Annotated in this window: 16 protein-coding genes; 6 read left to right on the top strand and 10 right to left on the bottom strand. The window is 70.6% G+C overall.

The features are described from left to right. Nucleotides 1–97 precede the first annotated feature (97 nt). A complete protein-coding gene (locus tag OG435_RS24650; RefSeq protein WP_266879801.1) occupies nt 98–709 on the bottom strand; it encodes a DUF2617 family protein in 612 nt (203 codons plus the stop codon). Between the two features lie 429 nt (nt 710–1,138). Then, complete coding sequence (locus OG435_RS24645; RefSeq protein WP_266879799.1) at nt 1,139–1,390, bottom strand: hypothetical protein; 252 nt, start codon at nt 1,388–1,390, stop codon at nt 1,139–1,141. 137 nt (nt 1,391–1,527) lie between these two features. Here OG435_RS24645 and OG435_RS24640 point away from each other — a divergent pair, with 137 nt between their 5' ends. Both OG435_RS24640 and OG435_RS24635 read left to right on the top strand, forming a co-directional pair. Next, nucleotides 1,528–2,712 (top strand): pyridoxal phosphate-dependent aminotransferase, encoded by a 1,185-nt coding sequence (locus OG435_RS24640; protein ID WP_266879797.1) that lies wholly within the window; start codon nt 1,528–1,530, stop codon nt 2,710–2,712. A 118-nt stretch (nt 2,713–2,830) separates the two neighbouring features. Further along, complete coding sequence (locus OG435_RS24635; protein WP_266879795.1) at nt 2,831–4,012, top strand: mannosyltransferase family protein; 1,182 nt, start codon at nt 2,831–2,833, stop codon at nt 4,010–4,012. A 3-nt stretch (nt 4,013–4,015) separates the two neighbouring features. Here OG435_RS24635 and OG435_RS24630 read toward each other — a convergent pair whose 3' ends face one another. Together OG435_RS24630 and clpB are read right to left on the bottom strand one after the other, a co-directional pair. After that, on the bottom strand, nt 4,016–4,570 hold the full coding sequence (locus OG435_RS24630; RefSeq protein ID WP_266879793.1) for a YbjN domain-containing protein: 555 nt from the start codon (nt 4,568–4,570) through the stop codon (nt 4,016–4,018). A gap of 233 nt (nt 4,571–4,803) precedes the next feature. Beyond that, nucleotides 4,804–7,389: an ATP-dependent chaperone ClpB gene (gene clpB / locus OG435_RS24625; protein ID WP_266879791.1), complete on the bottom strand. Its 2,586-nt coding sequence runs from the start codon at nt 7,387–7,389 to the stop codon at nt 4,804–4,806. A gap of 100 nt (nt 7,390–7,489) precedes the next feature. Between clpB and OG435_RS24620 the strand changes: the two genes are divergently transcribed. Then, nucleotides 7,490–7,936 (top strand): pyridoxamine 5'-phosphate oxidase family protein, encoded by a 447-nt coding sequence (locus OG435_RS24620; RefSeq protein ID WP_266879789.1) that lies wholly within the window; start codon nt 7,490–7,492, stop codon nt 7,934–7,936. Between the two features lie 150 nt (nt 7,937–8,086). On the opposite strand, the gene OG435_RS24615 is transcribed toward OG435_RS24620, so the two are convergent. Continuing rightward, on the bottom strand, nt 8,087–8,398 hold the full coding sequence (locus tag OG435_RS24615) for a (2Fe-2S)-binding protein (protein ID WP_266879787.1): 312 nt from the start codon (nt 8,396–8,398) through the stop codon (nt 8,087–8,089). Beyond that, complete coding sequence (locus tag OG435_RS24610; RefSeq protein WP_266879785.1) at nt 8,398–8,634, bottom strand: hypothetical protein; 237 nt, start codon at nt 8,632–8,634, stop codon at nt 8,398–8,400. The genes OG435_RS24615 and OG435_RS24610 overlap by 1 nt, the downstream gene beginning before the upstream one ends. Before the next feature lie 112 nt (nt 8,635–8,746). On the opposite strand from OG435_RS24610, the gene OG435_RS24605 reads away from it, so the two are divergent. After that, on the top strand, nt 8,747–9,763 hold the full coding sequence (locus tag OG435_RS24605; protein WP_266879783.1) for a helix-turn-helix transcriptional regulator: 1,017 nt from the start codon (nt 8,747–8,749) through the stop codon (nt 9,761–9,763). Between the two features lie 149 nt (nt 9,764–9,912). Here OG435_RS24605 and OG435_RS24600 read toward each other — a convergent pair whose 3' ends face one another. From OG435_RS24600 to dnaK, 4 genes are read right to left on the bottom strand one after another with little or no spacing between them, the layout of a single operon-like run. Continuing rightward, nucleotides 9,913–10,365 carry a heat shock protein transcriptional repressor HspR gene (locus tag OG435_RS24600; RefSeq protein ID WP_266879781.1) on the bottom strand — a complete coding sequence of 151 codons (453 nt, stop codon included), beginning with the start codon at nt 10,363–10,365 and terminating at the stop codon, nt 9,913–9,915. A 1-nt stretch (nt 10,366) separates the two neighbouring features. Continuing rightward, on the bottom strand, nt 10,367–11,554 hold the full coding sequence (dnaJ, locus tag OG435_RS24595; RefSeq protein ID WP_266879779.1) for a molecular chaperone DnaJ: 1,188 nt from the start codon (nt 11,552–11,554) through the stop codon (nt 10,367–10,369). A gap of 39 nt (nt 11,555–11,593) precedes the next feature. Beyond that, nucleotides 11,594–12,262: a nucleotide exchange factor GrpE gene (gene grpE, locus OG435_RS24590; protein ID WP_266879777.1), complete on the bottom strand. Its 669-nt coding sequence runs from the start codon at nt 12,260–12,262 to the stop codon at nt 11,594–11,596. Beyond that, a complete protein-coding gene (dnaK, locus tag OG435_RS24585) occupies nt 12,262–14,109 on the bottom strand; it encodes a molecular chaperone DnaK (protein ID WP_266879775.1) in 1,848 nt (615 codons plus the stop codon). The genes grpE and dnaK overlap by 1 nt, the downstream gene beginning before the upstream one ends. Before the next feature lie 194 nt (nt 14,110–14,303). Between dnaK and OG435_RS24580 the strand changes: the two genes are divergently transcribed. Beyond that, complete coding sequence (locus OG435_RS24580) at nt 14,304–14,837, top strand: sugar transferase (protein WP_266879774.1); 534 nt, start codon at nt 14,304–14,306, stop codon at nt 14,835–14,837. A gap of 185 nt (nt 14,838–15,022) precedes the next feature. Then, entirely contained in the window at nt 15,023–17,620 is a 2,598-nt protein-coding gene (locus OG435_RS24575) for a (Fe-S)-binding protein (RefSeq protein ID WP_323187894.1), read from the top strand. Nucleotides 17,621–17,694: the final 74 nt, after the last annotated feature.

Raw genomic sequence — 17,694 nt, 5'->3', positions numbered from 1 at the left:
GGGCAGTTGGCGTAACCGCTCGGCAACTCCGCTACCCCTGCGACCTCCGCGACCCCGGGGGCCCCGGATCGGCGCCGGCGCCCCCGAACGGGACGGCCTAGATCAGCACCGGCGCCTGGGCGCCCAGCTGCACGGCGCCTGCCGCGTCCACGACCGCCCCGGCCCCGGCCCCGGCCCCGGCCCCGGCCCCGGCGCCAGCCGCCGCGGTCCGTACGCCCACCCGGGTGCGGGTGGCCACCAACTGCCCTTCCTGCGGATACGCGTGCCAGGTCCGCCACCGGACCTGGCCCTCGTAGCGCTGCGCGAGCATGGCGGTGAAGGCGTGCGGGTCGCCCGGGAAGGTGCCGGCGAGCCCGTTCGGGTGGTCCGCGACCAGTGCGAGCAGCTCCTGGGCCCGCCCGGCGAAGGAGCCGCGCGAGAGGTTCTCGACCCGTGCGGCGAACTCGTACTCCCAGTCGCCGACGCGCTTGGCCACGCCGAGCGGGAGCGGGGTGCTGCTGCCGGGCATACAGGCGACGGTCTCGGAGCAGAGCACGTCGCCCTCCTCCAGGAGCACCTGGTGGGAGGCCCCGAGCAGGCGCAACTCCACTTTCGCGTCTCCCAGTTCGAGATTCAGTACGGCCAGGGCGGGCAGCCGCTCCCGACCCAGGGCCCAGGCGAGATCGGCGGCACGCGTGTCGGTATAGGTGGTCTGGAGGGTCGTGAGCATGAGTCGGCTCCGCAAACGCGCGAGGGAGATGGGCCGGGGCCCGCCAGCGGTAGTCAACGGGTGGGGGGACACCGGCACGGGTCCACAGGAAGTCCAGGGAGGTCCGAGGACTGGTCTACTCAACCGAGGGAATCATGAAAGGCACGGCACTCACAGCGTTTTTACCCAAGTTGCAGGGGTTTACATCCCCTCGGGGGCTACACAGTTCACGTGTTCAACCACATGCCGCCCGTACGCCGTAATGCGCGGGCGTGACGTCCGAACAAGAAGACGCCCGACGGAAGTTGTGCCCGGCGGGCGCCTCACGTATGCGGGATGCGGTACGAAGCGGTCCGGCCCGAAGTGGTCCGGTGGGAAGGTGGTCCGGTACCGAGTGGTCCGGTGTCGGATCCATGGACCTTTGGACCCATGGATCCATGCTGCCCCGTGTCAGCTGGAACCGCATCCTCCGCCGCCCCCGCAGGACGAGGACGAACCACAGCTGGACGAGGAGGAACCGCAGCTGGAGGAGGACGAGCCGCACGAGGAGGAGGAACCCGAGGAGCCGCTCCCGGCCCACCAGCCCGCACCGCCACCGGCTGCACTGCCGCCCCCGCGGCCCCGGCCGCCGCCTCCGGACTTGACCGCCACCACGACGATCACCACGACCACCGCCACGAAGATCACTATTCCGAGGATCATCCCCCGACCCCTCTCTGCTCCCCCGGCTCCCCGGGGTGCGGGATCCCCTTCGTCCCGCGTGCTGGGGGGATGCCCGTGCCGCACGCGACCCAAAGCACACTTGAGCAAGTCCAGAGCTTCCCCGCAGGATTGCGCCCATGAGCGCTCCCGAACGCACCAACGGCCCCGCCCGCCCCTTCCTCAACCGCAGGCTGGCGGCCTTCGGCACCACGATCTTCGCGGAGATGTCCGCCCTGGCCACCGCCACGGGATCGATCAACCTCGGCCAGGGTTTCCCCGACACCGACGGCCCCGCCGAGATCGCCGAGGCGGCGGTGCGCGCGATCCGCGACGGCCGCGGCAACCAGTACCCGCCGGGCCCCGGCGTTCCGGAGCTGCGTACGGCGATCGCCGCCCACCAGCAGCGCTTCTATGGCCTGACCCACGACCCGGACACCGAGGTGCTCGTCACCGCCGGAGCCACCGAGGCCATCGCGGCCTCGCTCCTGGCCCTGCTGGAGCCGGGCGACGAGGTCATCGCCCTGGAGCCCTTCTACGACTCCTACGCCGCCTGCATCGCCATGGCCGGGGCCGTCCGGGTGCCGCTGACCCTGCGCGCCCCGGACTTCCGCCTCGACGTGGACGCGCTGCGCGCGGCGGTCACCCCCCGCACCCGCCTCCTGCTCCTGAACACCCCGCACAATCCGACGGGCACCGTCCTGACCCCCGCCGAACTGGCCGCGGTCGCCGAGCTGGCCGTCTCCCGCGACCTGCTGGTCATCACGGACGAGGTGTACGAGCACCTGGTCTTCGAGGGCGTCCACACCCCGCTGGCGAGCCTGCCGGGCATGCGCGAGCGCACGGTCACCATCTCCTCCGCCGGCAAGAGCTTCTCCTTCACGGGCTGGAAGGTCGGCTGGGTGACGGGCACGCCCGAGCTGGTCACGGCGGTCCGGTCGGCGAAGCAGTTCCTGACGTACGTGTCCTCGGGCCCGTTCCAGTACGCCATCGCCGAGGCCCTCGCCCTGCCCGACGCGTACTACGACTCCTTCCGCGCGGACCTGGCCGCCAAGCGCGACCTCCTCTCCGACGGCCTGGCGGCCGCGGGCTTCGAGGTGTTCCGCCCGCAGGGCACCTACTTCGTCACCACCGACATCACCCCCCTCGGCGAGCACGACGGCCTGGCCTTCTGCCGCGCCCTGCCGGAGCGCTGCGGGGTGGTGGCCGTCCCGAACCAGGTCTTCTACGACGACAAGGCCGCCGGCGCCTCCCACGTCCGCTGGGCCTTCTGCAAGCGGACGGACGTCCTGGAGGAGGCGGTGGAGCGGCTGCGGCGGCTCTGAGCCGGGTGTGCCTCGAAACCGGCGGCTCCGCGGCCTCGGCGGCCCCGGCAGCGGTGGCGTCGTAGTGTTTCTTCCTCGTGGCGACTCCGACCCGGAGCCACCCAGAAAGTCGGGACGCATGGCGACGCAGACGCTGACGAACGGCACGCGGCCCCGGCGGTTCGCCGGCCGGGCCGCCGGGCGGGTCCCGGGTGTCCTCCTCGCGCTCGGGGTGTACGCGGCCGTGCGCGGGGCCGGGGTGCTGGCGGTGGCCGTGGCGGCCCGGTGGACCGGGCGCAGCCCCTTGCGGGTGCTCGGGGAGTCCTGGGACTCCGTCTGGTACCTGCGGATCGCCGAGCACGGCTACGGCCGGACCCAGATCTACCCCGGCATCGGGTCCGTGCAGAGCGACTCCGCGTTCTTCCCGCTCTACCCCGTCCTGATCCGCTGCGCCTCCCTCGTGCTGCCCGGCTCCCTGACCGTCGCCGCGCTGGCCGTCGCCTGGATCGCCGCGGGCGCCGCCGCCGCGGGGGTGTACCGGGTCGGGGAGCACCTGCTCGGGGCCCGCGCCGGGGTGCTGCTCGTCGCGCTGTGGGCCGTGCTGCCGCACGCCCTCATGGTGACCCTCGCCTACACCGAGCCCCTGCTGACGGCCTTCGCCGCCTGGGCCCTGTACGCGCTGCTGCGCGGCCGCTGGGGGTGGGCGGCGGGGCTCGCCGTCCTCGCGGGGCTGACCCGGCCTACCGGGATCGCGGTCGCGGCGGCCGTGACGGCTGCCGCCGCCTACGAGATCTGCCGGCGGCGGGGCCGCGCGCCCGCGGCGGTGTGGGCCGCCGGGCTGGCCGCTCCCGCGGGCTGGGCCTCGTACGTCCTGCTCGTCGGCGTGCACCGGGGGGATCCGCTCGGCGGCTACTTCGCCGTCCAGAGCGGCTGGGGCTCGCGCTTCGACTTCGGCGCGGGCGCGCTGCGCTCGGCACGGCACGCGCTGGGCTCGCCCGGGAGCGTGGAGCTGGCCACGACCGTGACGGTGGTCCTCCTGGTGGCCGCGCTGGTGCTCGCCGGGCTGCTGGCGGCCGACCGGAGGATCCCGCTGCCGCTGCTGGTGTACACGGGCGTGCTGCTGGTGATGACCTACGGCGGCGCCGGCTTCTTCGAATCGAAGCCGCGCTTCCTGCTGCCCGCGTTCCCGCTGCTGCTGCCGGCGGCGGCCCTCATGGCGAAAGCCCGGCCGCGCACCGCGGTCGTGGTGACCGTGGTGCTGGCCGGGCTCTCGTACGCGTACGGGCCGTACCTGCTGCTCGCGTCCGGGGTGGCGCCCTGAGACCTAGTTGGTCTCGCTGTCGCCGTCCTCGCCGTCCTTCTTGTCGCCCTCCGCCGAGTCGACTTCCTTCTCCAGCCCGAACTGCTCGACGAGCCACTTGTCGAACTCGATCGACGCGCGGACCCAGCTGACCGTGGAGGACACGAAGTGCTCCAGGTTCACGCCGGTGCCGATCAGCATCTGCGCCTCGCCGATCAGGCGGACGGAGCCGTCGTCGTGCGTGTGGCTGTAGACCTTCGGCCACAGCGTGCGGCGGTTCCAATCGTCGATCGACTCGAGGAGCTGGGGCTTCTCGTCGATCTTGTGCGGGCGGTCGTAGAACGTCCGCACGGAGAAGACCTGCTGCTCGTCCTCGCCGCGGAACATGAAGTACGTGCGGAAGTCCTCCCACGGCGCCGCGAGGTCACCCTCGTCGTCGACGACGTACTTGAGCTCCATCTGCTCCAGGAGCTGCTTGACCAGGTCCTGGTCGGGGACGACGGGGCCCGCCGGTCCAGTGGCCTGCGGATCGGGCTGCTGCCCTCCGAAGTTCGGAATCGAGGCCGGGTCGATGCTCACCGTGTGACTTCCCTTCGTGCGGATGCCGCCATCCTCCCCCATCGCGCCCACCTCGTGTCCACCCCGGAAGGTCCCGATCCGCGCAGGGCGGACAGGAGTATGGCCCGGGTAAGCCGGGCCCCGGCGGTCCCGGGGCCCGGCTGAGGCGGTATTGCGCCGGATTGCAGCTCCTTGTCACCGCGAAGTGGCGCGGACGGCGCCGACGCCGCGGCCGGCGCGGACGGCGCGGATCGCTACAGCGCCCTGCCCACCAGCAGGTCGTCGCCCACCACCGACACGCGGACGGTGTCGCCGTCGCGGACCTCGCCCGCGAGGATCTCCTTGGCCAGCCGGTCGCCGATGGCCGTCTGGATCAGGCGGCGCAGGGGGCGGGCGCCGTACGCCGGGTCGTTGCCCTTGTCCGCCAGCCAGGCCAGGGCCTCGGGGGTGACGTCCAGGCCCAGGCGTCGGTCGGCCAGGCGCTTGGCCAGGCGGCCGATCTGCAGCTCGGCGATGTGCGTCAGCTCGGCCCCGCTCAGGGCGGAGAAGACGACCAAGTCGTCGAGGCGGTTGAGGAACTCCGGCTTGAAGGAGGCCCGCACCACGTCCAGGACCCGGGCCTTCTTCTCGTCCGCACCCGTGGACGGATCCATCAAGAACTGCGACCCCAGGTTCGAGGTCAGGATCAGGATGGTGTTGCGGAAGTCCACCGTACGGCCCTGGCCGTCCGTGAGGCGGCCGTCGTCGAGGACCTGGAGCAGGACGTCGAAGACCTCGGGGTGGGCCTTCTCGACCTCGTCCAGGAGGACGACCGAGTACGGGCGCCTGCGGACCGCCTCCGTCAGCTGACCGCCCTCCTCGTAGCCCACGTAGCCGGGCGGGGCGCCGACGAGACGGGCCACGCTGTGCTTCTCGCCGTACTCCGACATGTCGATGCGGATCATGGCCCGCTCGTCGTCGAAGAGGAAGTCCGCGAGCGCCTTGGCGAGCTCCGTCTTGCCCACGCCCGTGGGGCCGAGGAAGAGGAACGAGCCGGTCGGCCGGTCCGGGTCCGCGATGCCCGCGCGGGTGCGGCGTACGGCGTCGGAGACGGCGCGCACGGCCTCGCCCTGGCCGATCAGGCGCCGGCCCAGCTCGTCCTCCATGCGGAGCAGCTTCTGGGTCTCGCCCTCCAGGAGCCGGCCGGCCGGAATGCCCGTCCAGGCGCCGACCACGTCCGCGATGTCGTCCGGGCCGACCTCGTCCTTGACCATGGTGTCGCGCGCGACCTCGGCCTCGGCCTCGGTGGCGTCGACGAGCTCGCGCTCCAGGGCCGGGATCTCCCCGTAGAGCAGCTGGGAGGCGGTGTCGAAGTCCCCGTCGCGCTGGGCGCGCTCGGCCTGGCCGCGCAGGTCGTCCAGGCGCTCCTTGAGCTCGCCGACCCGGTTGAGGGACTGCTTCTCCTTCTCCCAGCGGGCGGTCAGGCCGCGCAGGTCCTCCTCCTTGTCCGCGAGGTCCTTGCGGATCTTCTCCAGCCGCTCGCGCGAGGCCGGGTCCGACTCGTTGTTCAGGGCCAGCTCCTCCATGCGCAGCCGGTCGACCGAGCGCTGGAGCTCGTCGATCTCCAGGGGGGAGGAGTCGATCTCCATCCGGAGCCGGGACATGGATTCGTCGACGAGGTCGATGGCCTTGTCGGGCAGGAAGCGGGAGGTGATGTAGCGGTCCGAGAGGGTGGCCGCGGCGACGAGGGCGCTGTCGTTGATGACGACCTTGTGGTGCGCCTCGTAGCGTCCCTTGAGCCCGCGCAGGATGGCGATGGTGTCCTCGACGCTCGGCTCCGCCACCAGCACCTGCTGGAAGCGCCGCTCCAGCGCCGGGTCCTTCTCGATCCGCTCGCGGTACTCGTCGAGGGTGGTCGCGCCGACCATGCGCAGCTCGCCGCGGGCCAGCATGGGCTTGAGCATGTTGCCCGCGTCCATGGAGGAGTCCCCGCCGGCGCCCGCGCCGACGACCGTGTGCAGCTCGTCGATGAAGGTGATGATCTGGCCGTCGCTGGACTTGATCTCCGCGAGGACCGTCTTGAGCCGCTCCTCGAACTCGCCGCGGTACTTGGCACCGGCCACCATCGCGCCGAGGTCCAGGGAGACCAGCCGCTTGTTCTTCAGCGACTCGGGGACGTCGCCCTTGACGATGCGCTGGGCCAGGCCCTCGACGACGGCGGTCTTGCCGACGCCGGGCTCGCCGATGAGCACCGGGTTGTTCTTCGTCCGGCGCGAGAGCACCTGGACGACGCGGCGGATCTCGTGGTCGCGGCCGATGACGGGGTCGAGCTTGCCCTCGCGGGCGGCCGCCGTGAAATCGGTGCCGAACTTCTCCAGGGCCTTGTACTGGCCCTCGGGGTCGGGGGTGGTCACCCGCCGCCCTCCTCTTGAGTTCTCGAAGGCGGCCAGCAGCTTCTTGGCGGTCGCGCCCTGGGCGGAAAGGAGCTCGCCGGCCGCGCCGCCCTTGGCGGCGAGGGCGATGAGCAGGTGTTCGGTGGAGAGGTACTCGTCGCCGAGCTTGCCGGCCTGCGCGTCGGCCTCGGCCAGTACGGCGAGCAGCTCGCGGGTGGGCTGCGGGGGCGCGACCGTGGAGCCCGTGACGCTGGGCAGGGCGGCGAGCAGCCGGTCCGCTCCGGCGCGTACGGCTGCCTGGTCGGCGTCGGTCGCGGCGAGCAGGTCGGTGATGTTCTCGTTGTCCTCGCCGGCGAGGAGCGCCAGCAGCAGGTGCGCGGGCGTCAGGTCCGCGTGCCCGTCCTTGACGGCCCTGGTCGTGGCCGCGTTGAGCGCGTCCCGGCTCCTGTTGGTCAGCTCGGCATCCACGTGCGCCTTCTCCCTTCCCTCTCCTGTGTGTGCTTTACATGAGTAACCTGCACAAAGTTGAGTCTATTCCACTCAAGGTGGAGGGACGTACCCTTCGCGCATGTCGACTCCCAGCCCGGCCGGCACGGCCCGCCCGACCCAAGACGTACTCAACCCGACGCCGGACTACCTCGCCTTCTGGCGGGAGCGGCACATCTGCACGCTGACCACCCACCGCCCCGACGGCAGCCCGCACGTGGTCCCGGTGGGCGTGACGTACGACCCGCAGGCCGGGCTGGCACGGGTGATCAGCAACAAGCACAGCAAGAAGGTCCGCAACGTGCTGGCGTCGCAGGGCGACCCGCGGGGCGGGGCCCGGGTGGCGGTGTGCCAGCTGGAGGGGCGGCGCTGGGCGACCCTCGAAGGGCGCGCGGTGGTCCGTGACGACGAGGCCTCGGTCGCGGAGGCGGTACGCCTCTACGCGGAGCGGTACGGGCGGACGCCCTCGCCGAATCCGGACCGGGTGGTCGTGGAGATCAGCCTGGACCGGGCCATGGGGCGCGCCTAGCCGGCGGGGTCCGGCCGGGGCCGGTGCGATTCCGGTCCGGTCCGGCCTCTGGACACGGACATCACAGCGGCGCCATCGTGGTCAGGTCCACGATGGCGCCGCTGTGTGGGGGGTAGCGCCTGAGCGATCTGCAACGACAGGGGAATCGCTTCAGGCACTGCGGGGGGTGGCGGCGGAGTCGGGTTCGAAAAGTTGGTGGTCACGCTGGTCCAGATTGACGAAGACCATGCCGTACCGGATCTCGCAGCGGACGGGCTGCGGCGCGCCCCGGGGACGGCGCAGACAGCGGTAGGCACGGACGTCCTCGTCCTCTTCCCGCACCACGACGATGGGCTGGCCGAAGAGGGTGACCTTCAGCGAGTCGCCGGCGTAAGGAATGGCACTGGTGAGATCGATGAACTGCCAGCCGGAGCGGTATGCCGATGCCATTTCACGGCGGAATCCGTGGTCGTCGGGGGTCATCAGGAAACCTGCGCGGGGGTGGTGTTCCAGCCGAAGTCGTTCCCTGCGTCCTTCTGGACGGAGTCCCAGCCGAAGTCGTTGCCGACCTTCTTCTCGGCGGGCGCACTCGCACCGGCAACAGCGCTTCCCGTGTCCCCGTTGACGGCAGCGACTGCCCCAAAGATCGCGACGACGGAGAAAACAACGGCAAGCGCCGAGCGAAGCATTCTCTTATACATGGTCGGCTTCGTCCTCACTTGATGGAATCTTCTCCCCCGCACTGACAGACGATGGCTCATTCAGGCACGTCAGTGCCACAGGGACGATGCATCATGTTCTTACATGTTCAGGACCCTGGGGGGTGGAGATATGCCGCAGAGCGCAACAAACCCGACACATCACCACCCCGTCACGGAGATGTGCGCCGAGGGGACCCGGCTCTACGCGGCAGCCCTGAGCACCGGCCGCATCGCCCGCGGCGACGTCGTGAACGCCCCCTGCCTGCTGGAATTCGCCCTGTTGCGCCCCGACCCGGACGACGCGAACCAACTCCGCGCGGTTCCCCCGTCCATCGCACTCGCACAACGCCTCCACCCGATCGAACGCGAGATCCAGGACCGCCGGCGGACCGCCGTGGATCTCACCGACGCTTTCGAGCCGTTCCTCACCCTCAGTGCCCGGAGCCCCGCCAACACCCACGCCATCACGGTGCTGGAGGGATTCGACCAGATCAACGCCGCCATCGACCTGGCCACCGCCGAGTGCCACACCGAGGCCCTGACCGTCCAGCCGGGCGGCGCCCGGCCGACCTTCAGCCTCAGCCAGTCCCTGGAGCGCGCCTCGCCGATGATCGACCGCGGGGTGAAGATCCGCACGCTCTACCAGCACACCATGCGCCACAGTCAGGGCACGCTCGCCTATGTGGACAGGATCTCCACGGGAAAGGTCGAGATCCGCACACTGGAGGAGCTGATCGAGCGTCTCATGATCTTCGACCGCACGGTCGCCTTCATCCCCGCGAGCCATGACCGGCGCGTCGCCCTGGAACTGCGGCACCCGGGACTGATCGAGTACCTCATCAAGGTTTTCGAGCAGCTGTGGCGCAGGGCGGTACCGCTCAACGACAAGGTCACGTACACGCACAGCCCGGACGGGATCTCCGGAGTGCAGCGCTCCATCGCCCAGCTGCTCATCGAGGGGCACGTCGACGAGGCCATCGCCCGGCGCCTCGGCATGAACGTGCGCACCTGCCGCGCGCACATCGCCAAACTGGCCACCGCCCTGGGCAGCGGCAGCAGGGCCCAGCTGGGCTACCTCATCGCCGAGTCCGGCATCCTGCACGACTCGGGCCCCGCGGACGCCGAGGGGCTCACGGAGCCCCGCTGAGGGCCACGGGCGGGTGCGGGGCGGATACGGCCGGCGCGGACGCGCGCAGGCCCCGCCCAGGCCCTTCGAGAAGGGTCCGGACGGGGCCTGCGTACGTGGCGTGCGGCGCGCGCGGGCGTACCGGCGTACGTGTCCCGCTCAGCCTCCGCTCAGCCCAGCGGCCGCTTCGGAGCCGGCCGCCAGACGACCAGGGCGCTGCCCGGCTGCGGAGCCTGGTACGGGACCAGGTCGCGCCGGTACGAGGCGTGCACCTGGGCCTCTCGCTGCTGGAGGACGGCGGCGGCGCCGTCGACGGCCGTGGAGAGCTCGGCCACGCGCTGCTGGAGCGCGGCGACCTGGTTCTCCAGCTCGATGATCCGCTTGATGCCGGCCAGGTTGATGCCCTCTTCCTGGGACAGCGCCTGCACCGTGCGGAGCAGTTCGATGTCACGGGCCGAGTAGCGCCGGCCGCGCCCGGCCGTACGGCCCGGGGAGACCAGGCCGAGGCGGTCGTACTGGCGCAGCGTCTGCGGATGCAGGCCCGAGAGCTGGGCGGCCACCGAGATCACGTAGACCGGGGTCTCATCGGTGAGCTGGTACTGGCTCCTACGGCGGCCGTCCATGTCATGCTCCCTTCGCGGACTCGAACAGCGCGGAGCGCGGGTCCTCGGACTCGGTCGCCTCGCGGTACAGCTCCATGGCCTCGCGGGCCTTGTCGTTCAGCTCGGTCGGGACCGCGACCTCCACCGTCACGAGCAGGTCGCCGCGGGTGCCGTCCTTGCGGACCGCTCCCTTGCCGCGGGCCCGCATCGTGCGGCCGCCGGGGGTGCCCGGGGGCAGCTTCAGCGTCACCGAGGGGCCGTTCAAGGTCGGGACCTTGATGTCGGCTCCCAGCGCCGCCTCCGCGAAGGTCACCGGAACGGTCACCGTGAGGTTGTCGTCCTTGCGGCCGAAGACCGGGTGCGCGTCGACGTGCACGACCACGTACAGGTCACCGGCCGGGCCGCCGCGCTCGCCCGGAGCTCCCTTGCCGCGCAGCCGGATCCGCTGGGAGTCGGAGACCCCCGCCGGGATCCGGACCTGCATGGTCCGGGAACTGCGGGCCCGCCCGCTGCCCTTGCAGATGTCGCAGGGGGTCTCGGCGATGAGGCCGCGGCCCTTGCAGTCCGCGCAGGGGTCGGTCAGCGAGAAGCCGCCGCCGCTGCCGCGGGACACCTGGCCGGTGCCGACGCAGGTCGGGCACACGCGGGGCGTGCCGTTCTTGTCGCCGGTGCCCGAACAGGCCTTGCAGGGCGACTGCGAGGACATCCGGAGCGGGACCGTGGCCCCGTCCACCGCCTCCGTGAAGGAGAGGGTGACCTCCGATTCGATGTCCTGGCCGCGGCGCGGCTGGGTACGGGTGCCCGCACCCGCGCCGGCGCCGCCGCGGTTGAACAGGCCGCCGAAGACGTCGCCCAGGCCGCCGCCGGCGAAGCCGCCGCCCGCGCCACCCTGCTGCTGGCCTCCGAAGAGGTCGCCGAGGTCGAAGTTGAACGAGCCGCCGCCCCCGCCGGGACCGGGGCGGAAGCCCCCGTTACCGAACAGGGCGCGGGCCTCGTCGTACTCCTTGCGCTTCTTGGCGTCACCGAGGATGTCGTTCGCCTCGGAGATCTCCTTGAAGCGCTCCTCGGCCGAGGCGTCGCCCTTGTTGGCGTCCGGGTGGAACTCGCGGGCGAGCTTCCGGTACGCCTTCTTGATCTCGGCCTCGGTGGCGTCCTTCGGGACACCGAGGACCTTGTAGTAGTCCTTCTCGACGAAGTCCTTCGTGCTCATCCCCGGTGTCCCTCCTCTCGTACCTCTGTTTGTTCAGCTTCAGCCCTTGTCGGGGGCATCCGCGTCCTTGTCCGACGCGGACTCGCCTTCCGCCGCCTCGGACTTCGGCGCCGCGCCCGGCTGGGGCTCGGCCACCGCGACCCGCGCGGGACGGATCGTACGCTCGCCGATCCGGTACCCCGGCTGCAGGATCGCCACGCAGGTGTCCTCGGTGACGTCCGGCGCGTACGAGTGCATCAGGGCCTCGTGGATCGTCGGGTCGAAGGGCTCGCCCTCCTTGCCGAACTGCTGCAGGCCCATCTTGGCCGCAGCGGTCTCCAGCGATTCGGCCACCGACTTGAAGCCGCCGACCAGCTCGCCATGTTCCCTCGCCCGGCCGATGTCGTCCAGGGTCGGGAGGAGTTCCGTCAGGAGGGACGCGACCGCGATCTCCTTGACGGCGATCCGGTCCCGCTCCACCCGGCGGCGGTAGTTCTGGTACTCCGCCTGGAGTCGCTGGAGGTCTGCGGTGCGCTCGCCGAGCGCGGTACGGGCCTGGTCCAGCTGGGCCAGGAGAGCGACGTCCGATGCTGCTGCGGAGTCCCCGGCCGGGGCCGCGGCCTCCTCCTTGGAGGAAGCTGCGGCCTTCGGCTCGGCGGCGTCGTCTTCAGGCGTGCCGTCGGCGGGGACTTCGGGCTTCTCGTCGAAGCCCGGGGTCTCCTCCGACATCAGGCAGCGCCGCCCTTCGGCTTCTCGTCGTCCACGATCTCGGCGTCGACGACGTCGTCGTTGGCGTCGGCCTGACCGGCGTCACCGGTCGGCGCGCCACCGGCGGCCTGGGCACCGGCGTCGGCATAGATCGCCTGGCCGAGCTTCTGGCTGACGGCACCGAGCTTCTCGGTCGCGGTGCGGATCTCGGCAGCATCCTCGCCCTTGAGCTTTTCCTTCAGCTCAGCGATGGAGGCCTCGACCTCTTCCTTGACGTCGGCCGGGACCTTGTCCTCGTTGTCCTTGACGAACTTCTCCGTCTGGTAGACGAGCTGCTCGCCCTGGTTGCGGGACTCGGCCGCCTCCTTGCGGCGGGAGTCCTCGTCCGCGTACTGCTCCGCCTCCTGGCGCATGCGGTCGACCTCGTCCTTGGCGAGGGAAGAGCCGCCAGTGACGGTCATCTTCTGCTCCTTGCCAGTGCCCAGGTCCTTGGCAGTGACGTGCATGATGCCGTTCGCGTCGATGTCGAAGGAGACCTCGATCTGCGGGACGCCACGCGGGGCCGGCGGCAGGCCGGTCAGCTCGAACATGCCGAGCTTCTTGTTGTACGCCGCGATCTCGCGCTCGCCCTGGTAGACCTGGATCTGCACGGACGGCTGGTTGTCCTCGGCCGTCGTGAAGATCTCGGACCGCTTGGTCGGGATCGTGGTGTTGCGCTCGATGAGCTTGGTCATGATGCCGCCCTTGGTTTCGATACCCAGGGACAGCGGGGTCACGTCGAGGAGCAGGACGTCCTTGACCTCACCCTTGAGAACGCCCGCCTGGAGGGTCGCGCCGAGGGCGACGACCTCGTCCGGGTTGACGCCCTTGTTGGCGTCCTGACCGCCGGTGAGCTCCTTGACGAGCTCGGCGACGGCCGGCATGCGGGTGGAGCCGCCGACGAGGACCACGTGGTCGATCTCGGACAGGTTGATGCCCGCGTCCTTGATGACGTTGTGGAACGGCGCCTTGCAGCGGTCGAGCAGGTCCGCGGTCAGCTGCTGGAACTGCGAGCGCGTGAGCTTCTCGTCCAGGTGCAGCGGGCCCTCGGCGGACGCCGTGATGTAGGGCAGGTTGATCGAGGTCTCCGTGGAGGAGGACAGCTCGATCTTCGCCTTCTCGGCGGCCTCGCGCAGACGCTGGAGCGCCATCTTGTCCTTGGACAGGTCGACGCCGTGGCCGTTCTGGAACTGCTTCACCAGGTAGTCGACGACGCGCTGGTCCCAGTCGTCGCCACCGAGGTGGTTGTCACCGTTGGTGGCCTTCACCTCGACGACGCCGTCGCCGATCTCGAGGAGCGACACGTCGAAGGTGCCGCCACCGAGGTCGAAGACGAGAATGGTCTGGTCGTCCTTGTCGAGGCCGTAGGCCAGGGCGGCGGCAGTCGGCTCGTTGACAATACGCAGGACGTTCAGGCCCGCGATCTCGCCGGCCTCCTTCGTCGCCTGACGCTCGGAGTCGTTGAAGTAGGCCGGGACGGTGATGACCGCGTCCGTGACCTTCTCGCCCAGGTACGCCTCGGCGTCGCGCTTCAGCTTCTGCAGGATGAAGGCGCTCATCTGCTGCGGGTTGAAGTCCTTGCCATCCAGGTTGATCTTCCAGTCAGTGCCCATGTGGCGCTTGACGGAGCGGATGGTCCGGTCCACGTTCGTGACCGCCTGGCGCTTGGCCACCTCGCCGACGAGGACCTCGCCGTTCTTGGCGAAGGCGACGACGGACGGCGTGGTCCTGGCGCCTTCGGCGTTGGTGATGACGGTGGGCTCTCCGCCTTCCAGAACGCTGACGACGGAGTTAGTGGTGCCCAGGTCGATGCCGACCGCACGTGCCATTTTGATTCCTCCAGCTGACTTGAGTGGAACAGACTCAAGAGTGCCCCACCGCTCGGCAGGTGTCAACAGAGGTGAGTCGAGGGGACTCAACCTTTAGGCCACCCTTACGCTCAGGCCCGCTCGAGGGCGCCATTCGGGGCACCACGGCCGCGCGGCGCCCGCACACCGCCGCAGGGGTGCGGCACCGTGCTGGCATGCAGAAGCTGCTCCCGCTCCCCGCCTTGCCGCAGCTCCCGGCCCCGCCCTCGGCCAAGCGGTTGCTCGACCTCGCCGGAGCGGCGCTCCTGCTCGGGGTGTTCCTCGTACCGCTGCTGCTGACCGCCGGCCTGCTGTACGCGACCCAGGGCGCGGGCGTCCTCGTACGGGAACCGGCGGCGGGCCTGGCCGGGCGGCCCTACCGGGCGTGGCGGTTCCGCGTCGGCAAGGGCCGGGCCGGGGCGGCGCTGGAGCGGTGCGCGCTGGACGGACTGCCGCAGCTGCTCAACGTGGTGCGGGGCGAGATGTCGCTGGTCGGGCCGCGGCCCGGGAACAGCGCGTCAGACCGGCCCGAGCGGCTCCTCGTACGGCCCGGGATGACCGGGCTGTGGCAGGTGAGCGCGCGTTCGGACCTGCCGTGGGAGGAGATGGACCTGCTGGACCGGCACTATGTGGAGAACCACTGGCTGGGGATGGACCTGGCGATCCTCGCGCAGACCCCGCGGGCGGCCTGGCGGCACGGACGGCCCTGAGGCGGAGCGGGGGCGGCGACTCGGCGGGACCGGGGCGGGGCCCGGCGGGGACGCGGCCCGTCGCGGCGGGGGCGAGCGACGCAGATCACCGCGCGCTCGGCTACATTGCGGCGTCGGGACTGGGTAACCTCAAGCCTTGACTGGATAAGTTACCGCTTAGTAAGTGCCGCCCGAGGAGCCTTCCCATGCAACTCGCCGCGATCATCGTGTCGCTGGTCCTGACCGTGGTCGGCGTCGCGCTGCTCGCCCGAGCCGTGGCGCAGATCTACCGTTTCGTGAAGCTCGGACAGCCCGTGCCGGCAGGCAGCCGCACGGACGACCCGAAGTCCCGAACGATCACCCTGGTCCGGGAGTTCCTCGGCCACAGCCGGATGAACCGCTGGGGCCTCGTCGGCTTCGCGCACTGGTTCGTCGCGATCGGCTTCCTGACGCTGCCGCCCACGCTGGTGCAGGCGTACGGGCAGCTCTTCCAGGCCGACTGGGTGCTGCCGATCATCGGCGGCTTCCTGCCGTTCGAGCTCTACATCGAGTTCATCGGCCTGATGACGGTGGTCGGCATCCTCGTCCTGATGGGGATCCGCCTCGCGTCGCTGCCCTCGCGGGCCGGCCGCAAGTCCCGCTTCGCGGGCTCGAAGGCCTGGCAGGCGTACTTCGTCGAGTACATCATCCTGACCATCGGCCTCGCGATCCTGTGCCTGCGCGGCCTCGAAGGCGCGATCCACCACGTGAACTCATACGAGCCCGCGTACTTCGTCTCGTACCCGCTGGTGCTGGCCTTCAAGGGCATGTCGCTCGGCGCGCTGCAGAACGCCATCTACCTCACCGCGATGATCAAGATCGGCACCTCGCTGATCTGGATGATCGTCGTCTCGCTCAACACCAACATGGGTGTGGCCTGGCACCGCTTCCTCGGCTTCCCGAACATCTGGTTCAAGCGGAACGCCGACGGCGCCGTCGCGCTGGGTGCGCTCCAGCCGATGACGAGCGGCGGCAAGCCGCTCAGCTTCGAGGACCCGGGCGAGGACGATGTCTACGGCGTCTCCCAGGTCGAGCAGTTCTCCTGGAAGGGCATCCTCGACTTCTCCACGTGCACGGAGTGCGGTCGCTGCCAGTCGCAGTGCCCCGCCTGGAACACGGGCAAGCCCCTCTCCCCCAAGCTCCTGATCATGTCGCTGCGCGACCACGCGCACGCCAAGGCCCCGTACCTGCTGGCCGGCGGCGGCAAGGACATGGAGGGCAACGAGAAGGCCACGCCGGAGCAGCTCGCGAACGTCCCGGCCGCGGCCCTGGCCGAGGCCGAGCGCCCGCTGATCGGCACGGCCGAGGAGAACGGGGTCATCGACCCCGACGTCCTGTGGTCCTGCACGAGCTGCGGCGCGTGCGTCGAGCAGTGCCCGGTGGACATCGAGCACATCGACCACATCGTCGACATGCGGCGCTACCAGGTGATGATCGAGTCCGCCTTCCCGTCGGAGGCCGGCACGATGCTGAAGAACCTGGAGCGCAAGGGCAACCCCTGGGGCATGGCCAAGAAGCAGCGCGTCGAGTGGACCAAGGAGGTGGACTTCGAGGTCCCGATCATCGGCAAGGACGCGGAGGACCTCTCCGAGTTCGACTACCTGTACTGGGTCGGCTGTGCGGGCGCCCTCGAGGACCGCGCGAAGAAGACCACCAAGGCCTTCGCGGAGCTGCTGAACATCGCGGGCGTCAAGTTCGCGATCATGGGCGGCGACGAGAAGTGCACGGGTGACTCCCCGCGCCGCCTGGGCAACGAGCCGCTCTTCCAGCAGCTCGCCTCGGAGAACGTCGCGATGCTGAACATGGCGTTCGGCGAGGACGACGAGGACGAGTCGACCAAGAAGCCGAAGTCGGCCAAGCGGATCGTCTCCACCTGCCCGCACTGCTTCAACACCATCGCGAACGAGTACCCGCAGCTGGGCGGCGAGTACGAGGTCATCCACCACACGCAGCTGCTCCAGCACCTGATCGACGAGGGCCGGCTGCTACCGGTGACGCCGGTCGACGGGCTCATCACGTACCACGACCCCTGCTACCTGGGCCGGCACAACAAGGTCTACACGCCGCCGCGCGAGATCATGTCGGCCGTACCGGGCCTGCGCCAGCAGGAGATGCACCGCCACAAGGAGCGGGGCTTCTGCTGCGGCGCCGGTGGCGCGCGGATGTGGATGGAGGAGCGGATCGGCAAGCGCATCAACAACGAGCGCGTCGACGAGGCCCTGTCCCTGAACCCGGACATCGTCTCCACCGCCTGCCCCTTCTGCCTCGTCATGCTCACCGACTCGGTGAACGGCAAGAAGAACGAGGGCCAGGCGAAGGAACACGTCACGGTGGTCGACGTGGCGCAGCTGCTGCTGGAATCGGTGAAGACGCCGGAGCCGGTGGAGGAGCCCGAGCCGGAGCCTGCGGCGGAGGCCGTGGCGGAGCCGAAGGCCGAGGCCGTCGCCGAGCCCAAGGCCGAGGCCGTCGCCGAGCCCAAGGCGGAAGCCGTCGCCGAGCCCAAGGCCGAGGCCGTCGCCGAGCCCAAGGCGGAAGCCGTCGCCGAGCCCAAGGCCGAGGCCGTCGCCGAGCCCAAGGCGGAAGCCGCCACGGAGCCCAAGGCCGCGGCGGAGGCACCGGCCAAGGCTGCGGAGCCTGCTCCGAAGGCGGAGGCACCGGTGAAGGCCGAGGCAGAGGCCCCGGCCGAGGCCCAGGAGCCCTCGCCGAAGGCGGAGGAGCCCGCCGAGGCACCCACGGAGCCGGGGACCGGCGCCGAGGCGAAGTAGCCCGCGCAGCACAGAACACCGGAACGGCCCGCCCCCTGTGGGGGCGGGCCGTTCCGGTGTTCGGGGTCCGGGGT

It is taken from the genome of Streptomyces sp. NBC_01264, assembly GCF_026340675.1.
Classification (GTDB): domain Bacteria; phylum Actinomycetota; class Actinomycetes; order Streptomycetales; family Streptomycetaceae; genus Streptomyces.
Note: the sequence above shows the minus strand (reverse complement) of the source record. Positions and strands in the feature narration are given on the sequence as shown.